Below are 25,858 nucleotides of genomic sequence, written 5' to 3'. Positions count from 1 at the left end.
GCCAAATGATGAATTTTCAAATAACCGAGAGTACAAGCATCAAAATGAAATGGAGGTGCAACAAATATGAATAATCTCAAAACTGAAACACTGCTAGATTATTGTGATTCTGATGATTATGCCTTGCAAACAGAAGCACTGATACAGCTTGTAGATGCAGAAGTTTACGCTGCTGCACCAAAGATATTAAGATTGCTAAATTCCCCTGATGAATTAATTCGATCCCATGCAGCAGAAGCATTAGGTTATCTGGGTTCAGAGGAAGTAGAGACAGTTGGCCCTGCATTAATGCCACTGCTGAAAGATACTGAAAAACTCGTTAGATCTGAAGCAGTTGAGGCGCTGGGTGAACTTGATTATACTCCTGCGATCGCACCAATAGAGCATATCTTAAGAAATGACCCTTCGGCACTGGTTCGCGCATCAGCAGCAGAAACTCTGGGGTATTTAGGAGAACCTAAATCAATCAAAATTCTCGATATTTCACTGCTCGATCCTAATGAAGATGAAGCTGTTAGATGTTATGCTGCTAATGCTATTGGAATTTTAGGTACGTCGCAGCTATTGCCCAAACTGGAAAAGTATCTAAACTCTGAACTTCCTTTATCAGTAAAAGCTGAATTGCTGGGTGCAAGGTACTGGTTGGGTGCGAAAGAAGATATGGCTAAATTAGTTGATTTGTTGGATCGGGCTGATGAAGATTTTGCTCAGCATATTTTGACTATTTTAACAGATTTGAAGGAACGTGAACCAACGCCAAATCTTGCCAAAGATGCCCCTGAGTTAGGTAAAATATTGAGTGCGATCGCCCTTCGTTTTCCCTTGATGCGGTATCAAGCTGAATCAATACTAAAAGACTGAATAAATTAACGCAGATGAACGCAGATTAATTATATCTGCGTTCATCTGCATTCATCTGCGGTTAAAAATCTTACTTCTAATTACCCCGAAATACCGACTTAGCCGTCGATTTCAGAGAATTAGCCGCATCCGCCAAAGTTTGCGCGATCGGCTGCTGCGAGTGCATAAACACGCGAGCCGTATTGCGTCCGGGCATCCCCGAAATCGAGCCGCCTGGGTGCGTGCCCGCACCGGTGAGGAACAAACCGTCGATCGGCGTTTTGTAATTGGCCAACTCCGGTAAAGGACGGAAAAATATCATCTGATCCAGCGTCATGTCAACGTGGTAATAATTCCCCTTCAGCGCCCCCAAACGCTCTCCCAATTCGGCCGGACTTTCCACCCGGCGGCCGATAATTGAATTCTTGATATTCGGCGCGTATTCTGCTAATTTGTCAATGCAGCGATCGGCAACTTTGTTTTTCAGCTCGTCCGTCCAACCTGTACCGTGCTGGCCGGTTCCCTCAGCATTTTCGATCTGGTAAGGAGCAAAAAATTCAATCCAAGCCGTATGGTGTCCGGGAGGAGCCATTGACGGGTCTCTTACCGTCGGAAACACGACATACATCGACGGATCGGAATCGGGGATTTTGCCGATCGCAGGTTCGGTGTGGGCAATTTCAACGTGTTTCACCGAATCAGCAATTAAAACAGAACCCATTAAATATTCATCGCGATGGTTCCAGCGATCGAACTTAGGCATTTCATTGAGAGCTAAATCTATTTTCAGAATTGTCTCGTTGTTATTAACAATTTTGCGCTCCAATCTTTCCCGCAAATTCGGGTCAGCAGCATCAACATCGCTGTCATCCATTAAATGCAGAAACAAACGCTTCGCATCAATATTAGAAATGATGCCTTTGGTAGCTCGATATTCTGTGCCACCTGCAACTCGAACACCGACAGCGCGGCCGTTATCAACTAATATTTTCTCAACGTGCTGGTCGGTAAGTATAACACCCGCATAGGTTTTGACTAAATTGACCAGCGCTTGCACCAATGCACCAGTTCCCCCGCGAGGCCTCGCCATGCCGGGATTGTGGCGCATTGCCATCATAATTGCACCGATCGCAATGGTTTTTTGCGAAGGAGGCGCGCCCAATTCTGAAGCGAGTCTCGCTAAGGGTGCTTTCAGAAATTCCTCATCAAACCACTCGTTGAGAATGTCTTCAGCGCTGGTAATCATCGTGCGAATAAAGTCCAGCGTTTTGTCGGGGGAACCGATGACTGAAAATAAGTCTTTGAGTTTACCAATATCGTAGTTACCGGCAATATCTATAATAGATTTTGGCGGCGCGTTGAACATCGGCATCATTGCACTTAAAGCGCGCTGCCAAAAGTCTGTATATTCGGCATATTTTTTAGCGTCGCGCTCATTGTAGCGGGCAATTTCTGCACAAGTTTTTTCGACGGAAGTGTGCGCCAAGAAATATTTGCCGTCTGGATGCGGACAAAAAACGACTGGATCGCAGTAAAGATATTCTAAGCCGTATTTTTCCAGTTCTAATTCTTCTACGACTGGCCCTAAATGGATAAATTCGTGGTCGATCGCGCACAAATTGAATTTAAAATCGGGTAACTCGGGAATCGCTGCTTCTGTAGTCGCCGCGCCGCCGGGAACCGAACGTTTTTCTAACAACAAAACGGTATATCCGGCTTTGAGGAGATAAGACGCACAGACAAGCCCGTTGTGACCTGCTCCTATGATAATCACGTCATACGTTTGCATAGATGAAGCTCTGGGATAGGATGTTTTGCTCATTTTACAAATGTTAACAACTTTGCGGGATCTATCAATAGAAATAGATTCATCTGAAGAGATTAGTTTGAGCATCTTACAAAAGATGGAGTTCTTACCAAGTGTTGCTGTGCGATCGCCTTTATTTATTATTGAATTTGCCGAGCGATCATTATTGCCAATTCGCCCCCGCATTATATCACAATAAAGCTGTTAGGTAAAGATTTTTTAACGGATTTAATTGACAGAGGGAAGTTCGGCAACGGCTTTTTTAACGGATTTAACGGATGTAATTGATGACCAATTCTCCATTAGCTATTCTCCGTTACTAATTCGCCATTGCCGATTCCCAATTAGTACAATGAGAAATATTACTTCAGTTCATTAAGTGCCGCCTCGGCTTTTTGTGCACCATCATTGTTGCCTTGCTGGCGGTAAGTGTCGAGGGCTTGTTGGAAAGCTTGAATTGCTTCGGATGTGCGATCGCGCGCTTTGAATGCTTTACCCATATTATAATAAGCTTCTGCCCGGTCTGGATCGAGTTGGATCACTCGCCTAAAAGTGATAATCGCTCCTAAAAAATCTTGTTTTTCTAGTTGAATTTCTCCGATCGCAGCGTGGGCTGCCACTAAATTCGGGCGCACGTCAATCGCTCGCTTATAAGCTACCAGTGCTCCGTCTAAGTCGTTTTGAACCCGGAGAAGTTCGCCAATTTCTAACTGCACTTCGGGGTTCCGTGGCTCTAATTTGGCAGCTTCTTCAAACGCTGCTACCCCTTCGGAAGTGTTGCCACTGCGCAGCAAAGCACTACCTAATTTTAACTGGACGCTGGCTTGTTTGGGAGCGAGTTTAGCTGCTTGTTCGAGCACGGTGACAGCACTGGCAAAGTTTCCCTGCTGGATCAATACTAAACCCATTGAAGAATAAGCTTGCCAACTTTTCGGATCGAGGGCGATCGCCTCTTGGTATGCTTTAAATGCACCGACGTAATCTTTTTGCTGAAACAGTACCACTCCGAGACCAATGCGGGCATTGACATTTTTGCGATCGAGCGCAGCGGCCTGACGGTAAGCGGAGGCTGCTGCGGGATAGTTTTGCAGATTCGCCATAGCATATCCTAATGCGTATTGGAAGTCAGCATTTTTGGGCTCCAGACCGATCGCCTGTTGGTAAAATTCTACTGAGGCCTGATAGTTGCCCTGACGTGCTTCTAAATAGGCAATACCGGAAAAAATGCGCGGGTTTTCGGCATCTAAACGGGCTGCTTGCTGATAAATGGCGATCGCCTGACTGTAATCTCCTGAATTTACCAACTCCCGCCCTTGTCGCAGCAGAGCATCTAAATTTGGATTATTTTGAGCTTTAACTTGAACTGGTGTTTCTGCTGAGAGCGCTATCTGCGGGGCTGCGACAGCGAATCCTGCTATCAACAGCGTACTGAATACCAAGAGACTTTGTTTGTACACGGCCATTTGTTTCAAAGAGTGTGTGGAATAAAAGAGCGGATTGCTGTCAAGTTGCGATCGCTGAAAGCTTAGGGTTTACCAGGAATCTTTGAGCAGCCAGATGTAGTAAATCTACAGAACAAGACCAACTCAAAATTTTCGCACTTGAGGCCAACTGATGATTGTAACAACAACTGATATCATTCAAGGAGCAGAAATTCAATCTTACCTAGGAATTGTAACTGCTGAGGTGGTCTACGGCACCAACGCCCTGCGAGATTTCTTCGCGGGCATTCGCGACATCATCGGCGGGCGCACCGGCAGTTATGAGGAAGTGTTTCTCAAAGGACAGCGAGATGCCCTCGCGGAACTGGAAAAACGGGCTCAGCGCCTGGGTGCTAATGCTGTAATCGGGGTGGAAGTTGATACCGGCACGATTAATGTAGACTCTTCTGGCGCTTTGCTGTTGATTACTGCCGTTGGGACTGCTGTCAGATTGCGGTAAGCTGACTTTCCTCTATACATCCGCGAAGTTTTTTAACTGGATAAAATAGTTATTGGTCATTAGTCATTAGTCATAAGTTATTAGTCAGCAGTCATTAGCTAATAGCTATGGACTCAGGGCTAATGACTTTTTTGTTTCTTTCTTCAGACATAGATACTGGTTATTTCCCCAGGCAGATATAGTTTTTATCAATCTCAGCCACAATCAATGCTTAGATGAAAGATTGTTAAAAATAGAACCAACAGTCAAAGGAAAGGAAAAGCTATGACATACGTAAATAGACCTGTAGACAACGTTAGTACCGAACCTGTGGTCGTAAATTCAGTGATGGAATACCACGATCGAGTACGTTGGGGCCCGATATTTTCAGGTTTGGTAATTGCGATCGCCACACAATTGGTTTTAAGTGCATTGGGCGCTGCGATCGGCTTAAGCAACATCGCTAATTCAGGAGCACCGCGCACTATTGCCGGCAGCGTGGGTACTGGGGTAGGAATTTGGTCAATTATCAGTTTGCTAATTAGCTTAGGCGTTGGCGGCTGGGTAACAGCTCGCGCTTGCGGCCCGATGAACCGCAGCACGGCACTTTTGAACGGAGCAATTTTGTGGGCAACTACCTTAACAATTGGCTCTTGGCTGTTAGCAAACGGCGTAGCGGGTACTTTTGGCATAGTAGCTGCGAATGCGGGAGAAGTGATTAATCAAGCCCAGCAAGGCGTGGTAAATCTGCCGAACCAAGCGCCTAACGTATCTGCTCAAGATACTCGCAATATTGCGGAAAATGCCGCCAAAGCTGGCTGGTCATTTTTGTTCGGTTCCCTATTGGGTTTGGTTGCTTCGATGGCCGGAGCATCTGCCGGCGCGCGCACTCCCCGGAATTACTCGTAAAAATTTGTCAAACATGGAAAGTTCATGTTCATAAAGCACTTTTTCAAGGTGCTTTTTTATTGTTTTAATTCATGTATTCTTCAGTCCGTGCCGGCGGACTTCGTTTGTGTAGTAGCGGTTTCAACCGCCGAGTTTTATTTGTCTAATGCGCTTTTTGCTGAGTCTAGATCCCCCTAAATTCCCCTTAAGAAGGGGGACTTTGATATCTTCCGGTTCCCCCCTTCTTAACTACCGTGTACACACATCTCTGTGTAAAACCAAAATCCTCGGAGATCCCCCTAAATCCCCCTTAAAAAGGGGGACTTTGATATCTTCCGGTTCCCCCCTTCTTAAGGGGGGTTAGGGGGGATCTGGCCTAGTCGCCAAACAGTAAATCGATAGTACATTTGACGTTAAGTTGACACCCCTTTGTACTCCGCACGCACCATACAAATTAAGCGGTGAAGTATTTCGCCGCTGGGTGATAGGTGATAATTGCCGTAGTAGATTGTTCTGGATAAAGCTGTTCGCTTTCATCCATGTGCAAGTTTATACGATCGCACTTTAGCAAATCCAATTGCTTGTACTGATCCGCCATATTCGGACAAGCAGGATAGCCGAAACTGTAGCGCGAACCCCGATATCGCTGCGCTAGCATATCCCGAATATTGTCCGGTTCCTCGCTACCAAAGCCCAATTCCCGGCGAATCCGCGCGTGAGTCCATTCTGCTACCGCTTCGGCAGTCTGTACCGCCAATCCGTGGAAGTAGAGATAATCAGTATATTGATTGTTAGCAAATAGCTTTTGCGCGTACTCCGTAGCAACTTCTCCCACCGTCGCCACTTGCATCGGAAATACATCGATTTTACCCGATTCTTTCGGCGCGAAAAAGTCGGCAATGCACAGTCGGCGCGCCGATTTTTGCCGGGGAAATGTCAATGTCGCAGCGGGTGTCGATAAATCTTGCCCGTTACTCATAATTTCCGGATCGTACAGATGCAAGGAATTATCCTCAGCTTGACACGGAAAATATCCGTAAATTGCTTGCGGATTCAGTAACTTTTCAGTGATGATTTTGTGTTTCCATTCTGCCAATATCGGATAAACTTTCTCCGCTAAGAAAGCATCGTATTCTGCCCGCGATTGGTCTTTTGGCTTGCGAAACTGCCACTGTCCCGCAACTAATGCTTGCAAATCTAAGTGCCAGAAAATCTCTTCAAAGGGAATTTCTTCGGGCGAAAATAGTTTGGTTCCCCAGAAAGGAGGATTTGGGCGATCGATATTTGCGTCAACTGCTTCGGAACGCCTGGTATCAATCACCACCGCAATGTCTGGTTTTTTGACATCTTCTACAGCCGTTTCTGCCGAAATTTTAGCGGTTTTCACTGTCTTACTTTCTTGCCCTACTTCATCTAAAAATCCTTGCAAATCTTCCCAGTTACCAGCAGATTTGGCTGGCATCAGTTTCTCCATAAAGTGCAAGTCAGAAAACGCATCTTTGCCGTATATAACTTTACCTTTGTAGGTATTTTGACAGTCTTCATGCACAAACTTGGGAGTCAAAGCTGCACCGCCCAAGATTACAGGAACGGTAATTCCTTTCTCGTTAAATGCTGCCAAATTTTCCTTCATGAATGCGGTAGATTTCACCAGCAAACCACTCATCGCAATACAATCGGCTTTGTGCTTTTCGTAGGCTTCGATGATGTTATCAACTGACTGTTTTATTCCCAAGTTGATCACTCGGTAGCCGTTGTTTGATAGGATAATATCAACCAAGTTTTTGCCGATGTCGTGAACGTCGCCTTTAACAGTTGCGATCAGGAATGTGCCTTTGGCATTGTCGCCGGATTCCGACTTTTCCATGTACGGTTCTAAATAGGCAACCGCCGCTTTCATGGTTTCTGCTGACTGCAATACAAACGGTAGCTGCATTTGTCCCGAACCGAACAATTCTCCTACTACTTTCATCCCGTCTAGTAGGAAGGTATTGATAATTTGCAGCGGCGGATAGGTTTCTAATGCTTTGGCGAGTTGGATGTCGAGTCCAATTCTTTCGCCGTCGATGATGTGCTGCTTGAGGCGTTCTTCTACGGGGAGGTTTGCGTCTTCTGTCCGATCGCGCTTGGTGGTTTTGCCAGCAAACACCGTTGTTAGGTCGCCCAAGGGGTCATAAATGCAAATTTCGCCGTCAAACTCCCGTTCGTCGTAGATCAGTTTACGGCAGATTTCCTGGTGTTTGGGGTCGATTTTGGCGATCGGCAAAATCTTATTAGCGCTGATAATAGCCGAATCCATCCCCGCCTGCATCGCTTCGTGTAAAAACATGGAATTCAAAACTTGCCGCGCCGCCGGATTCAAACCAAAGGAAATATTAGAAACTCCCAAAATCACGTGACAACCGGGCAATTCTTGGCGAATGCGGCGGATGGATTCGATGGTAGCTTTGCCGTTTTTTCGGTCTTCTTCAATCCCCGTGGAAATGGGCAAAGCTAAGGGGTCAAAAAAGATTTCGTGGGCACCAATTCCGTAGGCGACGGCGGCGTTATAGGCGCGTTGGGCGATCGCAAATTTTTGGTCGGCAGTTCTAGCCATCCCATCTTCATCAATTGTCCCGATTACTATCCCCGCCCCGTATTTTTTTGCCAACTCCAAAACTTGATAAAAACGCGGTTCTCCATCTTCATAGTTAGTGGAATTAAGCAAACATTTGCCACCCGCAACTTTCAAGCCAGCTTCCATTTTTTCCCACTCGGTGGAATCCAACATTAAAGGCAGAGTTGCATTAGTCACAACGCGGGAAACTAATTGTTTCATGTCGCGCACGCCGTCGCGCCCGACATAATCAACGTTGACATCAAGAATGTGCGCGCCTTCTCGCACTTGTTCCCTAGCCATTGCTACTAAACCGTCCCAATCTTCGGCATTCAGCAAATCGCGGCATTTTTTGGAACCGCTGGCGTTGAGTTTTTCGCCGACAATTAAGAAAGAATTTTCTTGTTCGTAGGGTTGGGCGCTATAAATTGAAGCGGCGGCCGGTTCCCAAGAAAATTCGCGGATTTTTGGTGTGAGAGTTTCGCCAATTTCTGATAGTTGTTGGATGTGATCGTAGCGGGTTCCGCAGCAGCCGCCGATGACTTGCACGCCTAAGTCTTCGACAAAGCGCATCAAGGCCATTTTTAATTCTATTGGCGTTAGTTTGTAGTGCGCGTGGCCGCCGATGTTTTCGGGTAAACCGGCGTTGGGAATGCAGGAAACTACGAAGGGCGAATGTTCGGAAAGGTATTTGACGTGTTCCGCCATGCGATCGGGCCCGGTGGCGCAGTTTAAGCCTAAAATATCTATGGGATAGGGCTGCAAAATAGCTAAAGCGGCGCTGATGTCGGAACCGACTAACATTGTGCCGGTGGCTTCCATTGTGATTGATACCATTAATGGAATCCGCGCACCTTTTTTCTTAAATACTTCTTCAATGGCATTTAATGCTGATTTAATTTGCAGCACATCTTGACAAGTTTCGACCAGAAATAAGTCAACGCCACCGTCATAAAGTCCTTCTGCTTGTTCGGCAAAAGCGGCGGTGAGTGTGTCAAAATCGATGTGTCCTAATGTTGGCAATTTGGTGCCTGGGCCGATCGATCCTGCGACAAATCTCGGCTTTTCTGGCGTGTCAAATTCGGCTGCGATTCCCTTGGCGAGTTCTGCGGCTGTTTTGTTGAGCTCATAGGCTTTGTCTGCTAAATCGTACTCGGCGAGCACGATGGAAGCAGCGCCGAAGGTGTCTGTTTCGATGACATCAGCGCCTGCTTCGAGGAATCCCCTGTGCACGGTGGCGACGGCTTCGGGTTTGGTGTGCACGAGATATTCGTTACAACCTTCGTATTCTTTGCCGCCGAAGTCTTCTGCGGTGAGGTTTTGGACTTGCAGGTTGGTTCCCATTGCGCCGTCGAAGACGATGATGGGGCGCGAGGGGTGGTGGAGTCGATCGAGAAATCTGCTATTCATCGGCGGTAAAAAGACGTAGGTTATATATTTACAATTTTATCCATTGTGCAATATTCTCAACAGTTATGTGAATCTTGGGGAACGGCTGATGACTGAAAGATTTAATGCTGCTGACAATAGTTCGATCGCACCTATGATTTTACCGATCGCCCTGGATAATTGTCAAAATTCTGCTGTGGGCGCGGCTGTAGGGGCTAAACTGGCGATCGACTCCGAGGGGTTTTTCCGTTTAACTGTTGAGGATTTTGCCGAAAATGCGATCGCGATCATTAAACGAGTGATGCAAAAGGGCGATCGGATTCTCTTACAGCAAGCAGGAAAAGATATAGCTGCGATCGTTCCCGAAACAGAATTTCACAAGATAGATTATCTCATGCAAGAACTCAAACCCTCACAATTTTTTCCTGACGAAGAAGCATATTATGAAGATGAGAGAGGAATTCACTGCATTTACCCGGACGAACTTGTAGAAGACCTTGATAATATCTTAGCAGATGTCAAGGAATTCGACGAATTATTTGGTTTACTGCCCACTGAAGAAATGGGAGAGAATATTGATATTTTCATATCTGTAGCTATTCTCATGTCTGTCGAGCGATTTTGGGTACCGGAGTACCTAATCGCTGAACAAGCCAGACTAAAAATGTTATCATAATACTATTCGTAGGGTGTGTCGCCATAGAAAATACGTCGCATCAGATCGACAATCTCATAGCGACGCACCTGACAAAATAGTAAACAACACTGAACCTGTGAGTCTTAAAAAATATTAAGATTTTTTATTATTTCTTTCTCATCTTTCTCTGTGAACCTCTTTTAGGTAAGTGCTTAATTTCACTTTCACCTCCAGCCACTTCTACTTCTTCTATAATTTCTAATTCGACAACTTCAATATCACCCCCGCTAATTTTTTTCGCTTCTTCAACCTCCTCCAAATCCTGCTGATGTTCGATTAAATGCACTCCCAACCCAGAATCTATAATCGGCAATTCATCGATTTTTTCACTAATTTCAGCTTCTCCAACCCAATCCTCAATTTCCGCCGCTAAATCTTCCTCAATTTCTTGAGTAACTTGAGTTTCTCTGATTTCCTTCTCTACTAGCTGCACCGATAACTGCTGATTTTCCCTTGACAACTGCTCAATCTGAGTCGCTTGAATTCTAAGCTGTTCATTCAAAAGACGAATTTCTCGGTTTTGCTGTTGAATCATTTCTTCACCATCAGCAATCGTGCGATTCCTTTCTAATATCACCTCATTTCTAGTTTCTAATTCCAAAGCGCTCATTGCTGCTTTAATTACATTATAAAAATGCGGCTTAGAAACATCAACTTGTTTAGCATTATGGCGACTTTTTCCCAAAAGCCCAATCTTTTCGCCTTGCTTAACAGCCAAAACAAAACCTTGATGATTTTTAATTTTTAATTCTTTGACAAAATCAACTTGAACTAAACTGCAAATATATTTGTGACAGTCATAATAAAATTCTGCTTTCATAAAAAAGCACCCCTTTCTGCTACAGTCCCGCAGAATTATACCACGAACAACGTTAAAACTCGAACAAAATCTCTAAACCTATGGTGCGCGCGGATCTACTTACCCTAATTTCAAATATATGCGATGTCAAGAGTTGCTGCTAAAATTAATCAAAAATAAAGGTTCGATCGCCATTTCAATCAAAACGCCAGCTAACATTAATAAATAATATCTTCCTCCAACTCGATCACACCCGCAATCAACTTCCAACAAGGGTCATCCCCTTCCCAACCATCAGGCCGCCAAGGCATACTTAAACTGACTGTTATCAAACAAGCTTTTTCCGGGCGATAGCCCAAATCCAACCTTCTAGTAAACACCGGATCAGTAATTGTTGCCGTTAATTTTTGATTGTATGCCGTAACAATAGATCCTTCCCATTTATTCCCACCTTCAAATCTTTGGCTGACCATTTTTACGGTAAATTTAACTGCTTTTATTAATTGTAAACTTTGGCGGTTTTCCCTTGGCAAAGACTGCATATAATTCACCGTCACAAATCGCAAATCATTATGCAAAATGTATGCCTGATCACGGAAATATTTCAGCAAAAACGATGACGAAACCTTCCCAACGTGCTGCCATTTTCCCGGCAAAATAGACAGATTTTCGCACTCGAAACCAAAGTCCGGCCCCGTTTTTGCCAAAGGAATGTCTATAACATCTAATAATGCCGGTTCCAGTCTATTTATGTGCCGCATTTCTTTAGGAATTTGGCCGTCTCGTAAGTCGGAAATTGGACGTACCCAGTTACCATTAACTTCATTAATTCCAGCGATGCACCTGTCGCCGTGTTTCCAAGAATTAGCAAGGCAAATTATCCGAGTCATGAGATGTTAGATTTTAGATTTTAGATTGATTCCTCTATGTATGGCGCTGCGCACCAGCTATGCAATTCAAAGATGACTAATCTTGACATTTTGCCACTTATTGCTGAGATATTCAGCAACTAAACGGCGGTGACAGTTGTGAGGTTTTGGTTCGCTACAAAGCAGACACGCACAGTCTAGAAGATCCTGCGAAATTTTTTGCTCAATTTGTCGATCGCGAATCAACTGCAAAAACTGCTGTTCATAAACATCCCAATCTCCCTTTTTCTTTTTATAATCATCCAAAATCTCTTGAGTCGGGGCTAAATCCAGAATATGCACATACTCAATATTGCCAATTGTCCGCAAAAAATACTCTAAATCTTTCCGCTTAGCAAAACCCGCCAACTGCGACACATTATTCAGCCGCGTATCTATCACCCTGCGGACTCCCGCTTTCATCAAAGTATCAAAAAACTGCTCAGCACTTTTTTGAGTAAAACCAATGGTAAATAAATTAATTGCTTTCTTTTGTGACATAAGCGATTGCTAATCCGTGACGATAATAAGCTGTTTCCAAATCAACTATTTCATCTTTAATTTGAGGCTCTAATTCAAACAAACTTAACTGAATTGGCTCATTATTTTTTTTACCTTTGTTAAAATTTTTCAAAAGTCTGGCTTCTAAATCCTGGTGCGATTCTAAATTGCCATCGGACAGAATATGATTAATCTGCAAATTAAATTCTTTGACTTTGTGGCACACTAAAATAGTGCGGTGACAAGTAATCGGGTCTTTTTCCGCACACATTAAACTGATTTTATAACTGGCTGCGCCTTTGAGCAAGCGCTGAATTCCGGCAGAAAATAGAGGAGTGGCTGCTATGCGATCGTACAAAGCTTTACCGCTAGTATCGTAACAGCTTAAATCTTCTGGTCTCGCGCCCAACTCTTGTCCCAAAAAAACATATTGAATCCCAGCAGCAGACAAGGAATCTGTAATTTCGGATTTATTGAAATGAGGTAAATAGCGGCTGAAAGGATGCGATCGCACGTCCGCAACCGCTGTAATTCCGTGTTGTTGCAGTAGCAAAATAAACGCTTCAATACTCAGATTGGAGTGCCCGATCGTAAATAATTCCATTGCTTTGACCTTACTATTCAGTCTTTGCTTTGCAGACGAGAGTTTGTGCAGCCCTATGGTTTCAAGCTGTGGGTTTTTTCACCAACTTTTGAATCAAAAGTTGCAAAGCTAGCAGCATCAGACCCACAGACGCAAAAGCAAAAACACCTCCACCCAAAGCGACAATTCCCATGACTAAAGTTCGCACAGCCGCCGCAATATTAATCACAGTCACATTGTCTGAATGAATCGGCTTGTTAGCAAAAGTTTGGGCTACCGACAAAGTTAGGGCGTACAAAGCCACCGCAAATCCGCCCGCCATTAGCGAACCAGTCACGCACCGCAAAACCGTCGGCGGCGAAGCAGATGCGGGTGTTTTATCCCCAGCCGAACTTAGAGATTGAGAAGTAGAACTTGGATTAGTTAAATCAGTCATTGCAATTTGAGATGTTAGATTTTAGATTTTAGATCTCGGCTTAATTCACCAAGAATAAAATCCGTGTTTCATGTCATTTTATCAGTTCTGCGAGCTCAATAGACTCTGCGCAAAGTTAGATTGAACTCGACCGATCGCACAATCTGCCAGTTACACCGTGGGAATCGGCGCTTTTACATCATTTTCCTCAGAAAAAATCCGAATCCCAGTATTGCTAAACTTTGCCACCCAAAAATCCAAATCTGGAGAGGCGATCGCACTTTTCACCCGTTCCACAACCTGCTGAGCCTGCTCTTGAGACTCACAGAGTGCAAACACCGTCGGCCCGGAACCCGACATCATCGCGCCCAAAACCCCCGCTGCATCAAAGGCTTCCCGCAATTGCAACACCTGCGGATAAACGGGTAAAGCAACTTTTTCTAAATCGTTGTGCAATAGTTTACCAATTTTCGATCGATCTTTTTGGGCGATCGCCCCCACCATCGGCCCCGAATGCAGCCGTTCCCGACGACACTCCAAATCCTCCGACGCACAATAGGAACTACTGAACTGCTGGCGATAAGTTTGATACGACCAGGCCGTAGAAATACTGAGATTGCGGAACTTCGCCAGCACCACATGAAATCCGCCCAAATCCGGCAGCGGCGACAGTTTATCACCACGGCCTGTTGCCAAAGCCGTACCTCCAGCAATGCAAAAAGGCACATCCGAACCCAAAGTTCCTCCCAACTCTTGCAACTCCGACTGAGTAAGTCCCAATTGCCACAGCAAGTCCATCCCAACTAAAACCGCGGCCGCATTTGCAGAACCGCCGGCGAGCCCAGCAGCCACCGGAATCTGCTTGTGAATCGCAATCTCGACTCCGCCGTATTTCGCCAAAGCATCGGGGAATTGCTGCGCCAACAAATCCGCCGCCCGGTAAGCTAGATTATTCTTATCCGGCGGGACTTGCGGGTGATCGCAGCGCACGCGGATTGTGTCTGTACCGATCGCCCGCAAATCAATTCGATCGGCCAAATCTATGCTTTGAAGAACCATCGCCAGTTCGTGATATCCGTCGGGGCGATCGCCTATTATTTCCAAATACAGATTGATTTTTGCTGAAGCTAGGAGAGAATATGAGCGCATAGGTGATTAAGCCGCAGGTGAAAGAAACCCCTGGTTGAAATTAATTGACACAAGTCAGAGTCCATTTTCTCACAACTCAAAGGAAATATTATGCAGGAAATGTGGAAAACTTTTTTTAGTTCCGGGTCATTTATTCCTCACGGGCACTGCTATCTGTGGCAGACCAAGTTAGTCTGGCTTCACGTAGCCTCAGATTCGATCATTGCACTGGCGTATTTCTCGATCCCCATTACACTGATTTATTTTATTTCCAAACGCAAAGATTTGCCCTTTGACTGGATTTTTGCCATGTTTGGAGCCTTTATCGTCGCCTGCGGGATCACTCACATCTTTGAAGTCTGGACGCTTTGGCATCCTACCTATTGGCTTTCAGGAACCATGAAAGCAATTACCGCCACTATTTCCTTCACTACAGCCATACTTTTAGTAAACTTAATCCCTCAAGCCCTAGCCCTTCCCAGTCCCGCCCAGCTAGCACTAGCAAACAGCCTCCTCGAAGCAGAAATATGCGAGCGCCTATCAGCAGAAATAGCACTAAAAAAATCCAAAGACGAGCTAGAAATTAGAGTTGAGGAACGCACCATAGAATTAAAACAACAAACTCTACAGCTAGAACAAACTTTGTTAGAATTGCAGCAGACTCAAGCCAAGCTAATTCAAAGCGAAAAAATGTCATCTTTGGGGCAAGTAGTAGCTGGTGTCGCCCACGAAATTAACAATCCAGTCAACTTCATTTACGGCAATCTGACTCCCGCTGGCGAGTATGCGAATAATCTCCTGGAAATGGCCGATATCTACGAACAGCATTATCCAAATCCCTTACCGGGAGTCAAAGAAAAACTCCAGTCTCTTGATTTAGATTTTATCCGAGTAGACTTGCCAAAAATCTTATCTTCCATGAAAACAGGGGCGGACAGAATCCGCGATATTGTCAAGTCGCTGCGGACTTTTTCGAGGCTGGACGAAGCCGACATGAAATTAGCGGACATTCACGAAGGTATTGACAGCACCCTGATGATGTTGCAAAACCGCCTGAATCCCAAACCCGGTTATCCCCCCATTGAAATCATCAAAGATTACGGCAATTTACTGAAAGTCGAGTGCTATCCCGGACAGCTAAATCAGGTATTTATAAATATATTGAATAACGCTATTGATGCTTTAGAGGAAGATAGCGAAAACCATAAAATGGCCCGTGAAACTAATCTCAAAGTCCTCAAAATTTCTACCAGAGTTGTAGACGAGAAATGGGTAGAAATCAGAATTCTTGACAATGGATCAGGCATCGCTGAGGAGGTAGTCGAGCAGATATTCGATCCTTTTTTTACAACCAAACCTGTAGGTAAAGGTACGGGACTGGGTTTGTCTATCTGCTATCAAATTATTACCGAAAGACACAAAGGAGAATTGCAGTGTATTTCAGCGCCAGGACTGGGTACGGAATTTATTATTAAAATTCCGATTAGCGTTAAATAATCATTGAACAATTAACAGTCAGTAGTCAGTAGTCAGTAGTCATTAGTCATTAGTCATTAGTCATTAGTCATTAGTCATTGGTCATTGGTTATTGGTTATTGGTTATTAGTGCGAGCGTCCCCGCTCGCTTTCCGTCCAACGTCTAACGTCATTGGTCATTAGTCATCCGAAAACAAATTATTGCTCAAATTTACCCATTGCGCCACGCTTAAATCTTCAGCGCGAGATTGAGGATTTATCTGTAAATTTTCTAACAATTGAACGAGTTTATCTAAATCGACAGATCCTTTCAAATTATTTCGCAGCATTTTGCGCTTGCTGCCAAATCCCAACTTCAGTAAAGTCTCCAAATAGCGCGGATTAACCGCCACAGTTTCTATCTGTCTGGGAAGCAGCCGCACCACCGCAGAATCGACTTTTGGAGGCGGATAAAAATCTCTAGAAGGCACATCGCAAATTAACTCACATTCTGCTAAATATTGTACCCGCACCGACAAAGCGCCAAAAGCTGTAGAACCAGGTTTAGCGTAAAGTCTTTGGGCGACTTCTTTCTGCACTAACAGCACGATCGAATCGAAGGGTTTAGGAGCAGGCACAGATATCGTTCCCAGCAGTTTTTGCAGGATGGGGCCGGTGATATTATAGGGAATGTTGGCAACAACTTTATTGGGATTCTGGAATTTGGGAAAGGCTATTAGTTCAGCCTCTAAGTCCATTTCCAGGAAATCGCCTTGTAGCAATAAAAAGTTGTCAATTTTGCCTAGTTGCTTGGCTAGTTTTAGGCACAAATCTCGATCGATCTCCGCAGCAACAACAGACTCAGCCGCAGGCAGCAAGCGCCGAGTCAGAATCCCAGTACCCGGCCCGATTTCCAGGACGCGATCGCCCTCCAAACTCGCTGCTTTGACAATCTTATCTAAGGCTTTCTCACTTTTGAGCCAATGTTGAGCAAACTGTTTCCGGGGTCTGGTCGATCGCATTTTTTGAATTTTTGGAGAAATCTTAGCCCTTCATTCTATCACAACCTCATATTTTCCCCCAACTTACACTCATGTTTATTTTTGTAAACAGGGGTTGAATTCAGCTAAAAACTTGGGCACTATAAAAGCGTCAACGATCAAAAAAAAGTTTACAAATTCGCAATTCGCAATTCGCAATTCGCAATGACCAATGACCAATGACTAATTCCCCAAAAATGAACTTCCAACGAGTATTTGGTACATTACCCCAAACCCAAGCCAGCGCGCCCGGAAGAGTAAATATGCTGGGCGAACACACAGACTACAACGACGGATTTGTACTTCCGACTGCGATTCCCCAGCGCACCACAGTACAAATCGGTTTCAGCAGCGATGCCCGACACCATTTTTATTCAGCAGAATATGACGAACTCATAAATTTTTCAGACGACGATACCATACCGCAAAAATTCGTCACTTATATCTGCGGCTGCATCAGAATTTTAGAAAAAGAAGGATACAAAATACCGCCAATAAATCTCTACATTACCTCAAATGTGCCGATCGGAGCCGGTTTGTCCAGCAGCGCCGCTTTAGAAATAGCCACCCTCAGAGGAATCCGCGCGCTGCTCAACCTCCCCCTAGACGACGTGCGGCTGGCTCAAATCGGACAGCTAGCCGAAATTCGATATGCCGGCGTTAACTGCGGCATCATGGATCAAATGGCGTCGATTTTAGCAGACACCAACACCATGTTATTTATCGACACCCGCAGCCTCGAATACCGCCCGGTACCTTTTCCCACAGGCACAGAAATTTTAGTAATTGACAGCGGTGAAAGCCACAACCTAGCAGCCGGAAGTGGCTACAACCAACGACGCGCTGAGTGCGAGGAATCCGCCCGGATATTGGGTGTTAAAGCTCTCAGGGATATCACCGATCCCAAAGAAGTGGAAGTATTGCCGGAACCCCTCAAAAGGCGATCGCGCCACGTCGTCACCGAAAACAACCGCGTGCTCGAAGCAGTAAAATCCTTGCCAGCAGAGCGTTTCGGCGAGTTAATGAATTCTTCCCACGCCAGCCAGCGCGACGACTACGAAATTTCAGTGCCCGCAGTAGACGCCCTGGCGGCAATCTTGCAGTCAATCCCCGGAGTCTTCGGCGCGAGGCTGACGGGCGGAGGTTTTGGTGGTGCTTGCGTAGCGCTGGTTAAGAGTGGGAAAGCGGATGTTATTGCATCAGAGGCGATCGATCGCCACCACCGCGCGGGTTATAGTGGCCGCGTTTTGGTTCCCGAAGTTCCAGTTAATTCTTAATAGCAGAACTATCACCCGACACCGAAGGCCAGCGCACAGTCACTATAACCGAATCCTCCTCGGCCGACCAATAATGAGCCACTCCCGGCAGCCAGAGAGCATAATCTCCTTCACAACACAGCAAGATTTCTTGCTCTGGAAATTGCAACCGAAACCGCCCTTTTACCAGAATAGAAAGCGTAGTTGCTGCCGCATTTACCGCCCACTGAGTCCTACAATCTCCGGCGAGATGAACGCCCCATTTTACCTCTAACGCAGAAGTCGATCGCGCATCATCTTCCGGCGTTATAAAGTTACCTGCAAACCACCCGCCGCGACTTGCACCTTCAGCCCCCGCATTTCCAAAAATAACTTCAGACGGCATCAGCTAACAATCTCAAAAATAAATACCAGCGACAAAATCGTTAACGTTCCCAGCAAATGACCCGCGCTCATGCAAGCCAGAAATGCGGGTACGCTAACATTGTTGAACAAAGCTGGGAAAGGCAAAGGCATTTTCGGGCCGATGTGAGGATGCCAAATCCTGCGGCTCAGAACTATAGCAATCCTAAATGATTTTCTGTAGGGACACGGCTTGGCCTTAGTCCCTACAGATGGATTTTGGGGAAATCACATTTATGTTCGCGGTAAGGATAATGATTTAGGATTGCTATAGCAAGGTTAAGCTGTTCTGCTTTTAAATTGTGTGTCAAAAAATAATCAAAGTTTTGTGGGGTGGGCATCCTGCCCGCCCCGAATATACAATTTAAATGTGCAACAGCTTAACATATTGCAAACAAACATCACTAGCGGCTTTTGCCAATTTCCTAATGCTGTGTCAGTCACAGCCGATTCTACTACTGCAAGTAAATTGAGTTAATCATCGTTGATGCTCCTGTTTTTCATAAAATATCAGAGTTTATTGACGAGATTTTTTGCCAAAAAATATAGTAGTGGCGATCGGCTTGACGCAATAAATATCTGTTTTGCTCTCAATATTTACCGCGCCAGCGACCTCGCCCCCACCCGCAATCATCGAATCACAGTAAGAAGTCTTTTAATGCCATTCAAAAGTAACGAAAGATACAAAGACACCCAATGCTACTCGCTGCCATCTGTAACTTTTAGCCTGTCTGGCAGTTGCGGCATTTATTGAAGCTGCCAGACAGGAAAGGCTGCTCGTTATTAACGAGCGATATAGGTAGGCAGAAAGTGAAGTATGTCGCGCAGAACACTATATCCAGCCATGTCCCAAAGCAAATAAGCTAAGAAACCAATCATCGCTAAGCGGCCGTTCCAAAGTTCTGCTTGCGGGTTGAAGCCAAACAAAAAGGCATTGCGATCTTTGCCGTTGTAGGCATTAGTGGTTGTCGGTACGTTAGTAGGACGAGTTTCCATGTTTTTACATTCCTTAACAATGTTTCGCTTATCATAGTAGCGACTTAATTTTTAGTTTGCTATCTGTCTCTAGGCTCAAGATACACACAAGTCTAAAGGAGGATTCTGAAACCTACAATTTCGTGTTAAGTTTTGTTAAAATAGATTGTTTTACCGCTATTCTGTATGGGTAGATACTAAAGACAACTCCAAGTTGAGATGGCTGTTGTGACAGGCTCGATCGCCCCGCAGCGACAAACACCCGCCCTGGTGACTCGACAATACTGAATCCGCGAGATCCCAGAGGCACGAAGATTTAGTAAATTTTAACTACCAACGAGAACACGATCGCCCCAGAGTTAACTAAAATAGGAAATAAACAGAGCGATCGGGAGAAACAGTTATCGAAACCATCTACGGCAATCTTCAGGGTTTAAAATCTAGCCAGCTCAAACAACTCGAAAAGCTTTACCACCAGCGACTACCGGGCGATCGCATCACCACGGCAGAATTCGCCCAGCGCGTCGCAGCCATCAGCACCGAAATCGACAAGCCAATCTGCACCTACATCAACCGTCGCGGACAAGTGATTCGCGTCGGTGTCGGTACACCCCGCCAAACCCAGATTGCGCCCCTAGAATTGCCCCGCTACGGGGGAGGTCGCCTCAGCGGCATTCGCTGCATCGCCACCCACCTCAAGCCAGAAATACCCAGCGAAGCAGCACTCACGGCAATGGCAATTCAGCGCCTAGACGCCCTAGTGTGGCTGACGCTGACCGGCGGAGGGTTTCAGCGTCGCGGCGGCGGTGCGACAGGTTACATCAAAGAAACTTATCTCGTTCACCTGATACCCCAGGGAGACCGGCCAAATTTTGAGTTCTCTGTTTTGAGCGCTAAGTTAGAACCAGCTTCAACTGATGAGACTGAGGAAATAGAAGAACCTGTAATTCAAAAATCACCAACCAAAACTCAAAACTTTCCCTGGAAAATATCAGAACCTCTGAGTTTGGACGACCTCGCAGATCAAGACTTTCTGGAGTTGGTGGAAGGACTCGAAGCAGATTTTCAAGCAGAGTTTGTAGCTAAGCAGGTTGATGCAGACCAAGATAAAGTGCTGCTGGTGGGTGTGATGACTCAGCACATGACTCTACTGGATTTTGAGGACGGACTCGCAGAAATCACCCGGCTGGTGGAAAGTGCCGGGGGTCAGGTATTGCAAACAGTGCGTCAAAAGCGATCGAGCCCCCACCCGCAGACAGTCGTCGGCGAAGGCAAAATTCAAGAAATTTCCCTTACCGCTCAAACGATTAGCGCTAACCTCGTGGTATTCGATCGCGACCTGTCCCCCGCACAAATACGGAACTTGGAAATTCAGATCGGTATCCGGGTAGTTGATCGCACTGAGGTGATTCTCGACATTTTTGCCCAAAGAGCGCGATCGAGCGAAGGTAAATTGCAAGTCGAACTCGCTCAGCTACAATACACCCTGCCCAGGCTCAGAGGTCGCGGTCAGGCAATGTCAAAACAGGGCGGCGGCATCGGTACCAGAGGCCCTGGGGAAACTAAACTAGAAACCGAACGGCGGACGATCGCCAAACGCATTTCAAGATTGCAGCAAGAAGTCAATCAACTGCTTGCTCACCGTTTCCGGCTGCGGCAGAACCGGCACCACATGGACGTACCCTCAGTCGCGATCGTCGGCTACACAAACGCCGGTAAATCGACTCTGCTCAACCTGCTCACCAATTCCGAGGTCTACGCCGCCGACCAGTTATTTGCCACCCTCGACCCCACCACCAGAAAGCTGACGATTCAGAGCGCTGTCACTGGAGAACCTTTGTCGATCGTCCTCACAGATACAGTGGGCTTTATTCGCGAACTGCCCCCCTCCTTGATCGACGCTTTTCGGGCTACCCTCGAAGAAGTTACTGACGCAGATGCTTTGCTGCACCTGGTCGATCTCTCCCATCCCGCGTGGCAGAGCCAAATTCGATCGGTCATGAATATTTTGACAGATATGCCCGTAACTCCCGGGCCAGCCCTTGTAGTTTTTAACAAAATCGATGCCGTAGATGAAGATACTCTCGCCCTAGCACGAGAAGAGTTTCCTCAAGCCGTATTTATCTCGGCCGCCAAAGGTCTCGGAATGGAAACTCTCCGCGATCGACTAGCGCAGCTCATTCAATACGCCCTCTACCCTCGGTAAATACTTAAATATTCCTTTTAAGTAGTTGACAGTCGGGAATATACGTACATATACTGAGGACAGATCTCGTCGAACCATGAGATTATAAAAGAATAGTCAGATTGTGGATTGCTAATTAGAATACAGCAGAGCTAGTTGGCGATCGGTTACATAATTAACTTCAGGCGGTCAATGTAAAAACTCTCTTGGTTAATGGCTGTAAGGGCTGTTGGTTGAGAGGTTGCCAAAAGATGTTGCCAGACGGTGCAAACCACGCTACGCGAGTAGGGTGAAAAAAATAAGATCAAAGTGTTTGGGCGATCGCCTCAAGCGCTATACTATATTTTACAGGCGTCCGGGAGAGAAAACATCAACTTATGGTAAGAACTCTAAAATCTATGCCCGCCGTGCATCGCTAATCTCTAGCACTATTTCAATTCTGCGATTTTACCACTGTTTAACTAAATAGTTATGTGTACGCCACTGGCAAAACTAGCAATTGGACTCTCTGCCACAATGGCAACAGGGTTCTACTATCTAGCTGCCGCCCCTCCGGCTTCAGCAGCAATCGATGTGTGCGGGCCCGGAAACTATTCAAGTGCCTGCGTGCCTGATAATTCCCCCAGCCCCCAATCACCAACAACCTTACGAGACGCAGTACCGGCATCACAAGCACCTGTGCGAGACGCGGTACCGGAAGCGCAGGCAGTTCCATTCGCAACGCCGATACCGATAATAGAACCCGTAGTGCCGGCAGTCCAATCACCACCCCCTCTAATAGTAGAGCCCGTGGTGCAGACACCCCCGGTAGTCCCATCACCATCACCATCACCAACAGTAGACGAGATACCACTATTAACCGCACCGGAAATACCGGTCATACCACAACAACCGATCGCGTCGCCCGTAGTGCCTCCGCTGATTTTACCAGTGCCCAAGCCGATATTGCCAAACTACAACCCACCCGTCATCAGGAGAACAACTATCCCAGAACCAGGTACTGTGGTAGCACTCTTACTGACAGGCGCAGGAATTATCTGTTCCGCCAGAAAACGAAACAAGCAGGTCGGTCAGCAACGGTAAGCAGGCTCAAGCTGCTGCTTGTTTTCAACATCTCTCCGTTTTTTGAAGCGCGAGTGTTTTTTTGTTTTTTAGATAAAACCACCAAAAATGTATAGATAATTACCTTACAGCTTGCGGCGTGTAACTGGAGCAGAAGGAAGAATAGTTTAGCGATTGAACGCCAGGAAATTAAAAGCCCTAGATTGCATGGGGAAAGTGCAATCCGAGAACTTTGTAACCGTCGGGCGCGGTTGCTCTATATAAAAATTAAAATAAGATTGGTTAAGATTACAATAAAAAAATATTGTTATTGTGTGAGCGTCCGATGATACCTAAAGTAGAAATTTACACTTGGAGAACCTGCCCGTTTTGCATTCGTGCCAAAGCACTGCTGAAGCGAAAAGGGGTTGAGTTTACAGAATACGCGATCGACGGAGATACAGCAGCACGCGATAAAATGACCGATCGAGCCAACGGAGGCCGCACCCTGCCCCAGATATTCATCAACGACCAACACATAGGCGGCTGCGACGAAATGCACGAATTAGATGCTCAAGGCCTGCTCGATCCGCTGCTAGCGGCAACATGAGGCATTCCCCGTGGAATTTTGAATTTTCCCAAATTTTCCTTCGATCAATTTTTAATTGTAACTGACCATGAAATTTGCATTCATCATCGATCCGCTCGATCGACTAATTCCAGGACACGATACCAGCGTAGCGCTGATGGAAGCAGCTCAACAGTTGGGTCACGAAGTGTGGGCGACTCAAGCCAACGAATTAAGCGTCATCGGTGGTAAAACCTGGGCAATGCTCAGTCAGGTAACACTCACCCCAGTAACACAGGTAGAGGGACGCTGGGAGGCTGCTGAGGCTTGGTACGAAGTAGAACCGCCTACATTGCAGCCACTCGAAGCAATGGACGCAGTATTCATGCGGACTGATCCCCCAGTCAACGTTCCTTACCTCTACGCAACTTACCTTCTAGACGGCATCGATCCCGCTAAAACTTTGGTCGTTAACAGTCCCAAAGGATTGCGGGCGGCGAATGAAAAAATGTATGCTTTGCAATTTGAAGGAGCGATCCCCGAAACCATTGTTTCTCAAAATAAGCAGGTAATTCGGCAATTTGTTGAGAAAAAAGGAGCCGCAGTTCTTAAACCCTTGGGCGGTAAAGCTGGCGAGGGGATTTTGTTCTTGGAGGCGGGCGATCGCAATCTCAACTCCCTAGTCGAAATTAGCACTCAACAAGGGCAAATCCCAGTCATGGTTCAGACATATCTGCCCGAAGCCAAAGACGGAGACAAACGGATCATCCTCTTGAACGGCCAGCCCATCGGTGCTATTAACCGCATTCCCACCGGCAATGAATTTCGCGGCAACATGGCCGTCGGTGGCCGAGTCGCAAAAACCGAAATTACCGATCGCGAATATCAAATTTGCACTCAGCTAGAACCGGTGCTGCAACGAGACGGGCTGTACTTTGTCGGCATTGATATCATCGGCGGTTATCTCACCGAAGTTAATGTCACCAGCCCTACAGGGATCAGAGAAATTGACTTGTTTGACGGCGTTAGTTTGGGCAAACAAGTAATTGAATGGGTAGTTAGTCAGTAGTCAGTAGTCAGTAGTCAGTGGTCAGTGGTCAGTAGTCAGTAGTCAGTAGTCAGTAGTCATTGATTAGTCGTTATTAGTTATTAGTTATTAGTTATTGGTCATTAGTTATTGGTGGCAGCTAACAAATAACAACTAACAACTAACTGCCAACTGCCAACTGCCAACTGCCAACTGCCAACTGCCAACAGTCAACAGTCAACAATTAACAATTCCCAATAATTAAATTATGTCAAAAATAGGCGTTGCAGTAGTCGGTACAGGTTTCGGTCAAAAAGTGCACCTTCCCGGATTCCAGGCACATCACCGAACTGAGGTTGTGGCTGTTTACCACCGGAATTTAGACAAAGCTCAGGCGATCGCCACCGCCCACAATATCCCCTACGCTTGCAACTCGATCGCAGATATAGTCGCCATCCCAGAAGTAGCGGGCGTTAGCATTTCTACACCGCCATTTTTGCACTTTGAAATGGCAAAAACCGTCTTAGAAGCAGGCAAACATTTATTATTAGAAAAACCGACAGCCCTGACAGCTTATGAAGCTAGGGAACTTTACCGATTAGCAAACAGCGAATCTCAAACCGATTTTCAAAATAGTGGTTCGAGAGCAATTGCCACAATGGACTTTGAGTTTAGGTTCATCCCCGCATGGCAAATGCTAGCAGAATTATTAGCAGCAGGATATGTCGGAGAAAACCGTTTAATTAAGATTGATTGGTTGGTGTCTGGCCGCGCTGATGCTACTCGCCCTTGGAATTGGTACGCGCAAAAAGAGCGAGGCGGCGGAGTTTTGGGCGCGACAGGTTCTCACGTTTTTGATTATATTAGCTGGCTGTTCGGCCCGCCGCAGAGGCTTTCTGGGCAACTGATTACAGGAATTTCGGAGCGACCCGATCCGCATGATTCGGGAAATTTAAAATTAGTGGATGCCGATGATTCTTGCACGTTGATGTTGGAATTAGCCGGAGGAACGCCTTGTCAAGTTTGTTTGAGTTCTGTTACTTATCAAGGGCGGGGACACTGGGTGGAAATTTACGGGAGTAAGGGTACGTTGGTGTTGGGAAGCGACAATCAGCAGGATTACGTCCACGGATTTCGTTTGTGGGGTTCCCAATCTGGAGAACCTTTAGCTGAAATTAAAATTCCTCAAAGATTGGAGTTTCCTCAAGTTTATCCAGACGGGAGAATTGCACCGTTTATTCGAGTAGTAGATAGGTGGGTGGAATCAATTGATGCGGGGAAATCTTTGATACCGTCGCTCAAAGAAGGGGTTTACTCGCAGTTGTTGATGGATTTGACTCAGGAGTCAAATGCTACTGGAACTTGGGTGGATGTACCAAAGTTAGAGAAATTTTTGGGCAGTAAGTAAAATTAAAAACTTATCAAGTAATCTCTCGCG

At 45.9% G+C, this 25,858-nt stretch carries 24 protein-coding genes; 11 read left to right on the top strand and 13 right to left on the bottom strand.

What is annotated here, in order from left to right; translation table 11 throughout:
• The first annotated feature begins 66 nt into the window (after positions 1-66).
• On the top strand, positions 67-861 hold the full coding sequence (locus K4039_RS12280) for a HEAT repeat domain-containing protein (protein WP_265235469.1): 795 nt from the start codon (positions 67-69) through the stop codon (positions 859-861).
• 76 nt (positions 862-937) lie between these two features.
• Here K4039_RS12280 and crtO read toward each other — a convergent pair whose 3' ends face one another.
• Positions 938-2,629, bottom strand: coding sequence for a beta-carotene ketolase CrtO (gene crtO / locus K4039_RS12275; RefSeq protein ID WP_265235496.1), 1,692 nt, complete (start codon positions 2,627-2,629; stop codon positions 938-940).
• A 380-nt stretch (positions 2,630-3,009) separates the two neighbouring features.
• Entirely contained in the window at positions 3,010-4,110 is a 1,101-nt protein-coding gene (locus K4039_RS12270; protein ID WP_265235468.1) for a tetratricopeptide repeat protein, read from the bottom strand.
• 151 nt (positions 4,111-4,261) lie between these two features.
• On the opposite strand from K4039_RS12270, the gene K4039_RS12265 reads away from it, so the two are divergent.
• Positions 4,262-4,588 carry a YbjQ family protein gene (locus tag K4039_RS12265; RefSeq protein WP_172184303.1) on the top strand — a complete coding sequence of 109 codons (327 nt, stop codon included), beginning with the start codon at positions 4,262-4,264 and terminating at the stop codon, positions 4,586-4,588.
• Between the two features lie 264 nt (positions 4,589-4,852).
• The gene (locus K4039_RS12260; protein ID WP_265235467.1) at positions 4,853-5,476 is read left to right on the top strand and encodes a hypothetical protein; all 624 of its coding nucleotides are present in this window, start codon (positions 4,853-4,855) and stop codon (positions 5,474-5,476) included.
• A 433-nt stretch (positions 5,477-5,909) separates the two neighbouring features.
• Here K4039_RS12260 and metH read toward each other — a convergent pair whose 3' ends face one another.
• Entirely contained in the window at positions 5,910-9,461 is a 3,552-nt protein-coding gene (gene metH / locus K4039_RS12255) for a methionine synthase (protein ID WP_265235466.1), read from the bottom strand.
• Positions 9,462-9,549: 88 nt separating this feature from the next.
• Here metH and K4039_RS12250 point away from each other — a divergent pair, with 88 nt between their 5' ends.
• Entirely contained in the window at positions 9,550-10,116 is a 567-nt protein-coding gene (locus K4039_RS12250) for a type II toxin-antitoxin system Phd/YefM family antitoxin (RefSeq protein ID WP_265235465.1), read from the top strand.
• A gap of 127 nt (positions 10,117-10,243) precedes the next feature.
• Here K4039_RS12250 and K4039_RS12245 read toward each other — a convergent pair whose 3' ends face one another.
• The 6 genes from K4039_RS12245 to ispE form a co-directional block, all read right to left on the bottom strand.
• Complete coding sequence (locus K4039_RS12245) at positions 10,244-10,957, bottom strand: hypothetical protein (RefSeq protein ID WP_265235464.1); 714 nt, start codon at positions 10,955-10,957, stop codon at positions 10,244-10,246.
• A gap of 197 nt (positions 10,958-11,154) precedes the next feature.
• Positions 11,155-11,826, bottom strand: coding sequence for a hypothetical protein (locus K4039_RS12240; RefSeq protein ID WP_265235463.1), 672 nt, complete (start codon positions 11,824-11,826; stop codon positions 11,155-11,157).
• A gap of 66 nt (positions 11,827-11,892) precedes the next feature.
• Positions 11,893-12,345 (bottom strand): DUF488 family protein, encoded by a 453-nt coding sequence (locus tag K4039_RS12235; RefSeq protein WP_265235462.1) that lies wholly within the window; start codon positions 12,343-12,345, stop codon positions 11,893-11,895.
• Entirely contained in the window at positions 12,323-12,949 is a 627-nt protein-coding gene (locus tag K4039_RS12230) for a DUF488 family protein (protein ID WP_265235461.1), read from the bottom strand. Before K4039_RS12230 ends, K4039_RS12235 begins: the two co-directional genes overlap by 23 nt.
• A gap of 61 nt (positions 12,950-13,010) precedes the next feature.
• Complete coding sequence (locus K4039_RS12225) at positions 13,011-13,364, bottom strand: DUF3082 domain-containing protein (protein WP_265235460.1); 354 nt, start codon at positions 13,362-13,364, stop codon at positions 13,011-13,013.
• Positions 13,365-13,514: 150 nt separating this feature from the next.
• The gene (gene ispE / locus K4039_RS12220) at positions 13,515-14,492 is read right to left on the bottom strand and encodes a 4-(cytidine 5'-diphospho)-2-C-methyl-D-erythritol kinase (RefSeq protein WP_265235459.1); all 978 of its coding nucleotides are present in this window, start codon (positions 14,490-14,492) and stop codon (positions 13,515-13,517) included.
• A gap of 90 nt (positions 14,493-14,582) precedes the next feature.
• Here ispE and K4039_RS12215 point away from each other — a divergent pair, with 90 nt between their 5' ends.
• On the top strand, positions 14,583-15,968 hold the full coding sequence (locus tag K4039_RS12215) for a sensor histidine kinase (RefSeq protein ID WP_265235458.1): 1,386 nt from the start codon (positions 14,583-14,585) through the stop codon (positions 15,966-15,968).
• Positions 15,969-16,126: 158 nt separating this feature from the next.
• Here the strand turns inward: K4039_RS12215 and rsmA are convergent, their stop codons facing one another.
• Complete coding sequence (gene rsmA / locus K4039_RS12210; RefSeq protein WP_265235457.1) at positions 16,127-16,948, bottom strand: 16S rRNA (adenine(1518)-N(6)/adenine(1519)-N(6))-dimethyltransferase RsmA; 822 nt, start codon at positions 16,946-16,948, stop codon at positions 16,127-16,129.
• Positions 16,949-17,145: 197 nt separating this feature from the next.
• On the opposite strand from rsmA, the gene galK reads away from it, so the two are divergent.
• On the top strand, positions 17,146-18,243 hold the full coding sequence (galK, locus tag K4039_RS12205) for a galactokinase (protein ID WP_321161599.1): 1,098 nt from the start codon (positions 17,146-17,148) through the stop codon (positions 18,241-18,243).
• Here the strand turns inward: galK and K4039_RS12200 are convergent.
• From K4039_RS12200 to K4039_RS12190, 3 genes are all read right to left on the bottom strand, one after another.
• Entirely contained in the window at positions 18,233-18,607 is a 375-nt protein-coding gene (locus tag K4039_RS12200; RefSeq protein WP_265235456.1) for a signal peptidase I, read from the bottom strand. The genes galK and K4039_RS12200 overlap by 11 nt on opposite strands.
• A complete protein-coding gene (locus K4039_RS12195) occupies positions 18,607-18,777 on the bottom strand; it encodes a hypothetical protein (RefSeq protein ID WP_265235494.1) in 171 nt (56 codons plus the stop codon). The genes K4039_RS12200 and K4039_RS12195 overlap by 1 nt, the downstream gene beginning before the upstream one ends.
• A gap of 630 nt (positions 18,778-19,407) precedes the next feature.
• Entirely contained in the window at positions 19,408-19,620 is a 213-nt protein-coding gene (locus K4039_RS12190) for a chlorophyll a/b-binding protein (protein ID WP_194011372.1), read from the bottom strand.
• 565 nt (positions 19,621-20,185) lie between these two features.
• On the opposite strand from K4039_RS12190, the gene hflX reads away from it, so the two are divergent.
• The 5 genes from hflX to K4039_RS12165 all read left to right on the top strand — a co-directional run bounded on the left by hflX (position 20,186) and on the right by K4039_RS12165 (position 25,828).
• Positions 20,186-21,805: a GTPase HflX gene (gene hflX / locus K4039_RS12185; RefSeq protein ID WP_265235455.1), complete on the top strand. Its 1,620-nt coding sequence runs from the start codon at positions 20,186-20,188 to the stop codon at positions 21,803-21,805.
• 450 nt (positions 21,806-22,255) lie between these two features.
• Complete coding sequence (locus tag K4039_RS12180; RefSeq protein WP_265235454.1) at positions 22,256-22,867, top strand: PEP-CTERM sorting domain-containing protein; 612 nt, start codon at positions 22,256-22,258, stop codon at positions 22,865-22,867.
• A gap of 304 nt (positions 22,868-23,171) precedes the next feature.
• Positions 23,172-23,435 carry a glutaredoxin 3 gene (gene grxC / locus K4039_RS12175; RefSeq protein ID WP_265235453.1) on the top strand — a complete coding sequence of 88 codons (264 nt, stop codon included), beginning with the start codon at positions 23,172-23,174 and terminating at the stop codon, positions 23,433-23,435.
• A 67-nt stretch (positions 23,436-23,502) separates the two neighbouring features.
• Entirely contained in the window at positions 23,503-24,462 is a 960-nt protein-coding gene (gene gshB / locus K4039_RS12170) for a glutathione synthase (protein ID WP_265235452.1), read from the top strand.
• 226 nt (positions 24,463-24,688) lie between these two features.
• A complete protein-coding gene (locus K4039_RS12165; RefSeq protein ID WP_265235451.1) occupies positions 24,689-25,828 on the top strand; it encodes a Gfo/Idh/MocA family protein in 1,140 nt (379 codons plus the stop codon).
• Positions 25,829-25,858 lie beyond the last annotated feature (30 nt).

This window comes from Lyngbya sp. CCAP 1446/10, assembly GCF_026130175.1.
Taxonomy (GTDB): Bacteria; Cyanobacteriota; Cyanobacteriia; order Cyanobacteriales; family Microcoleaceae; genus Microcoleus.
Note: the sequence above shows the minus strand (reverse complement) of the source record. Positions and strands in the feature narration are given on the sequence as shown.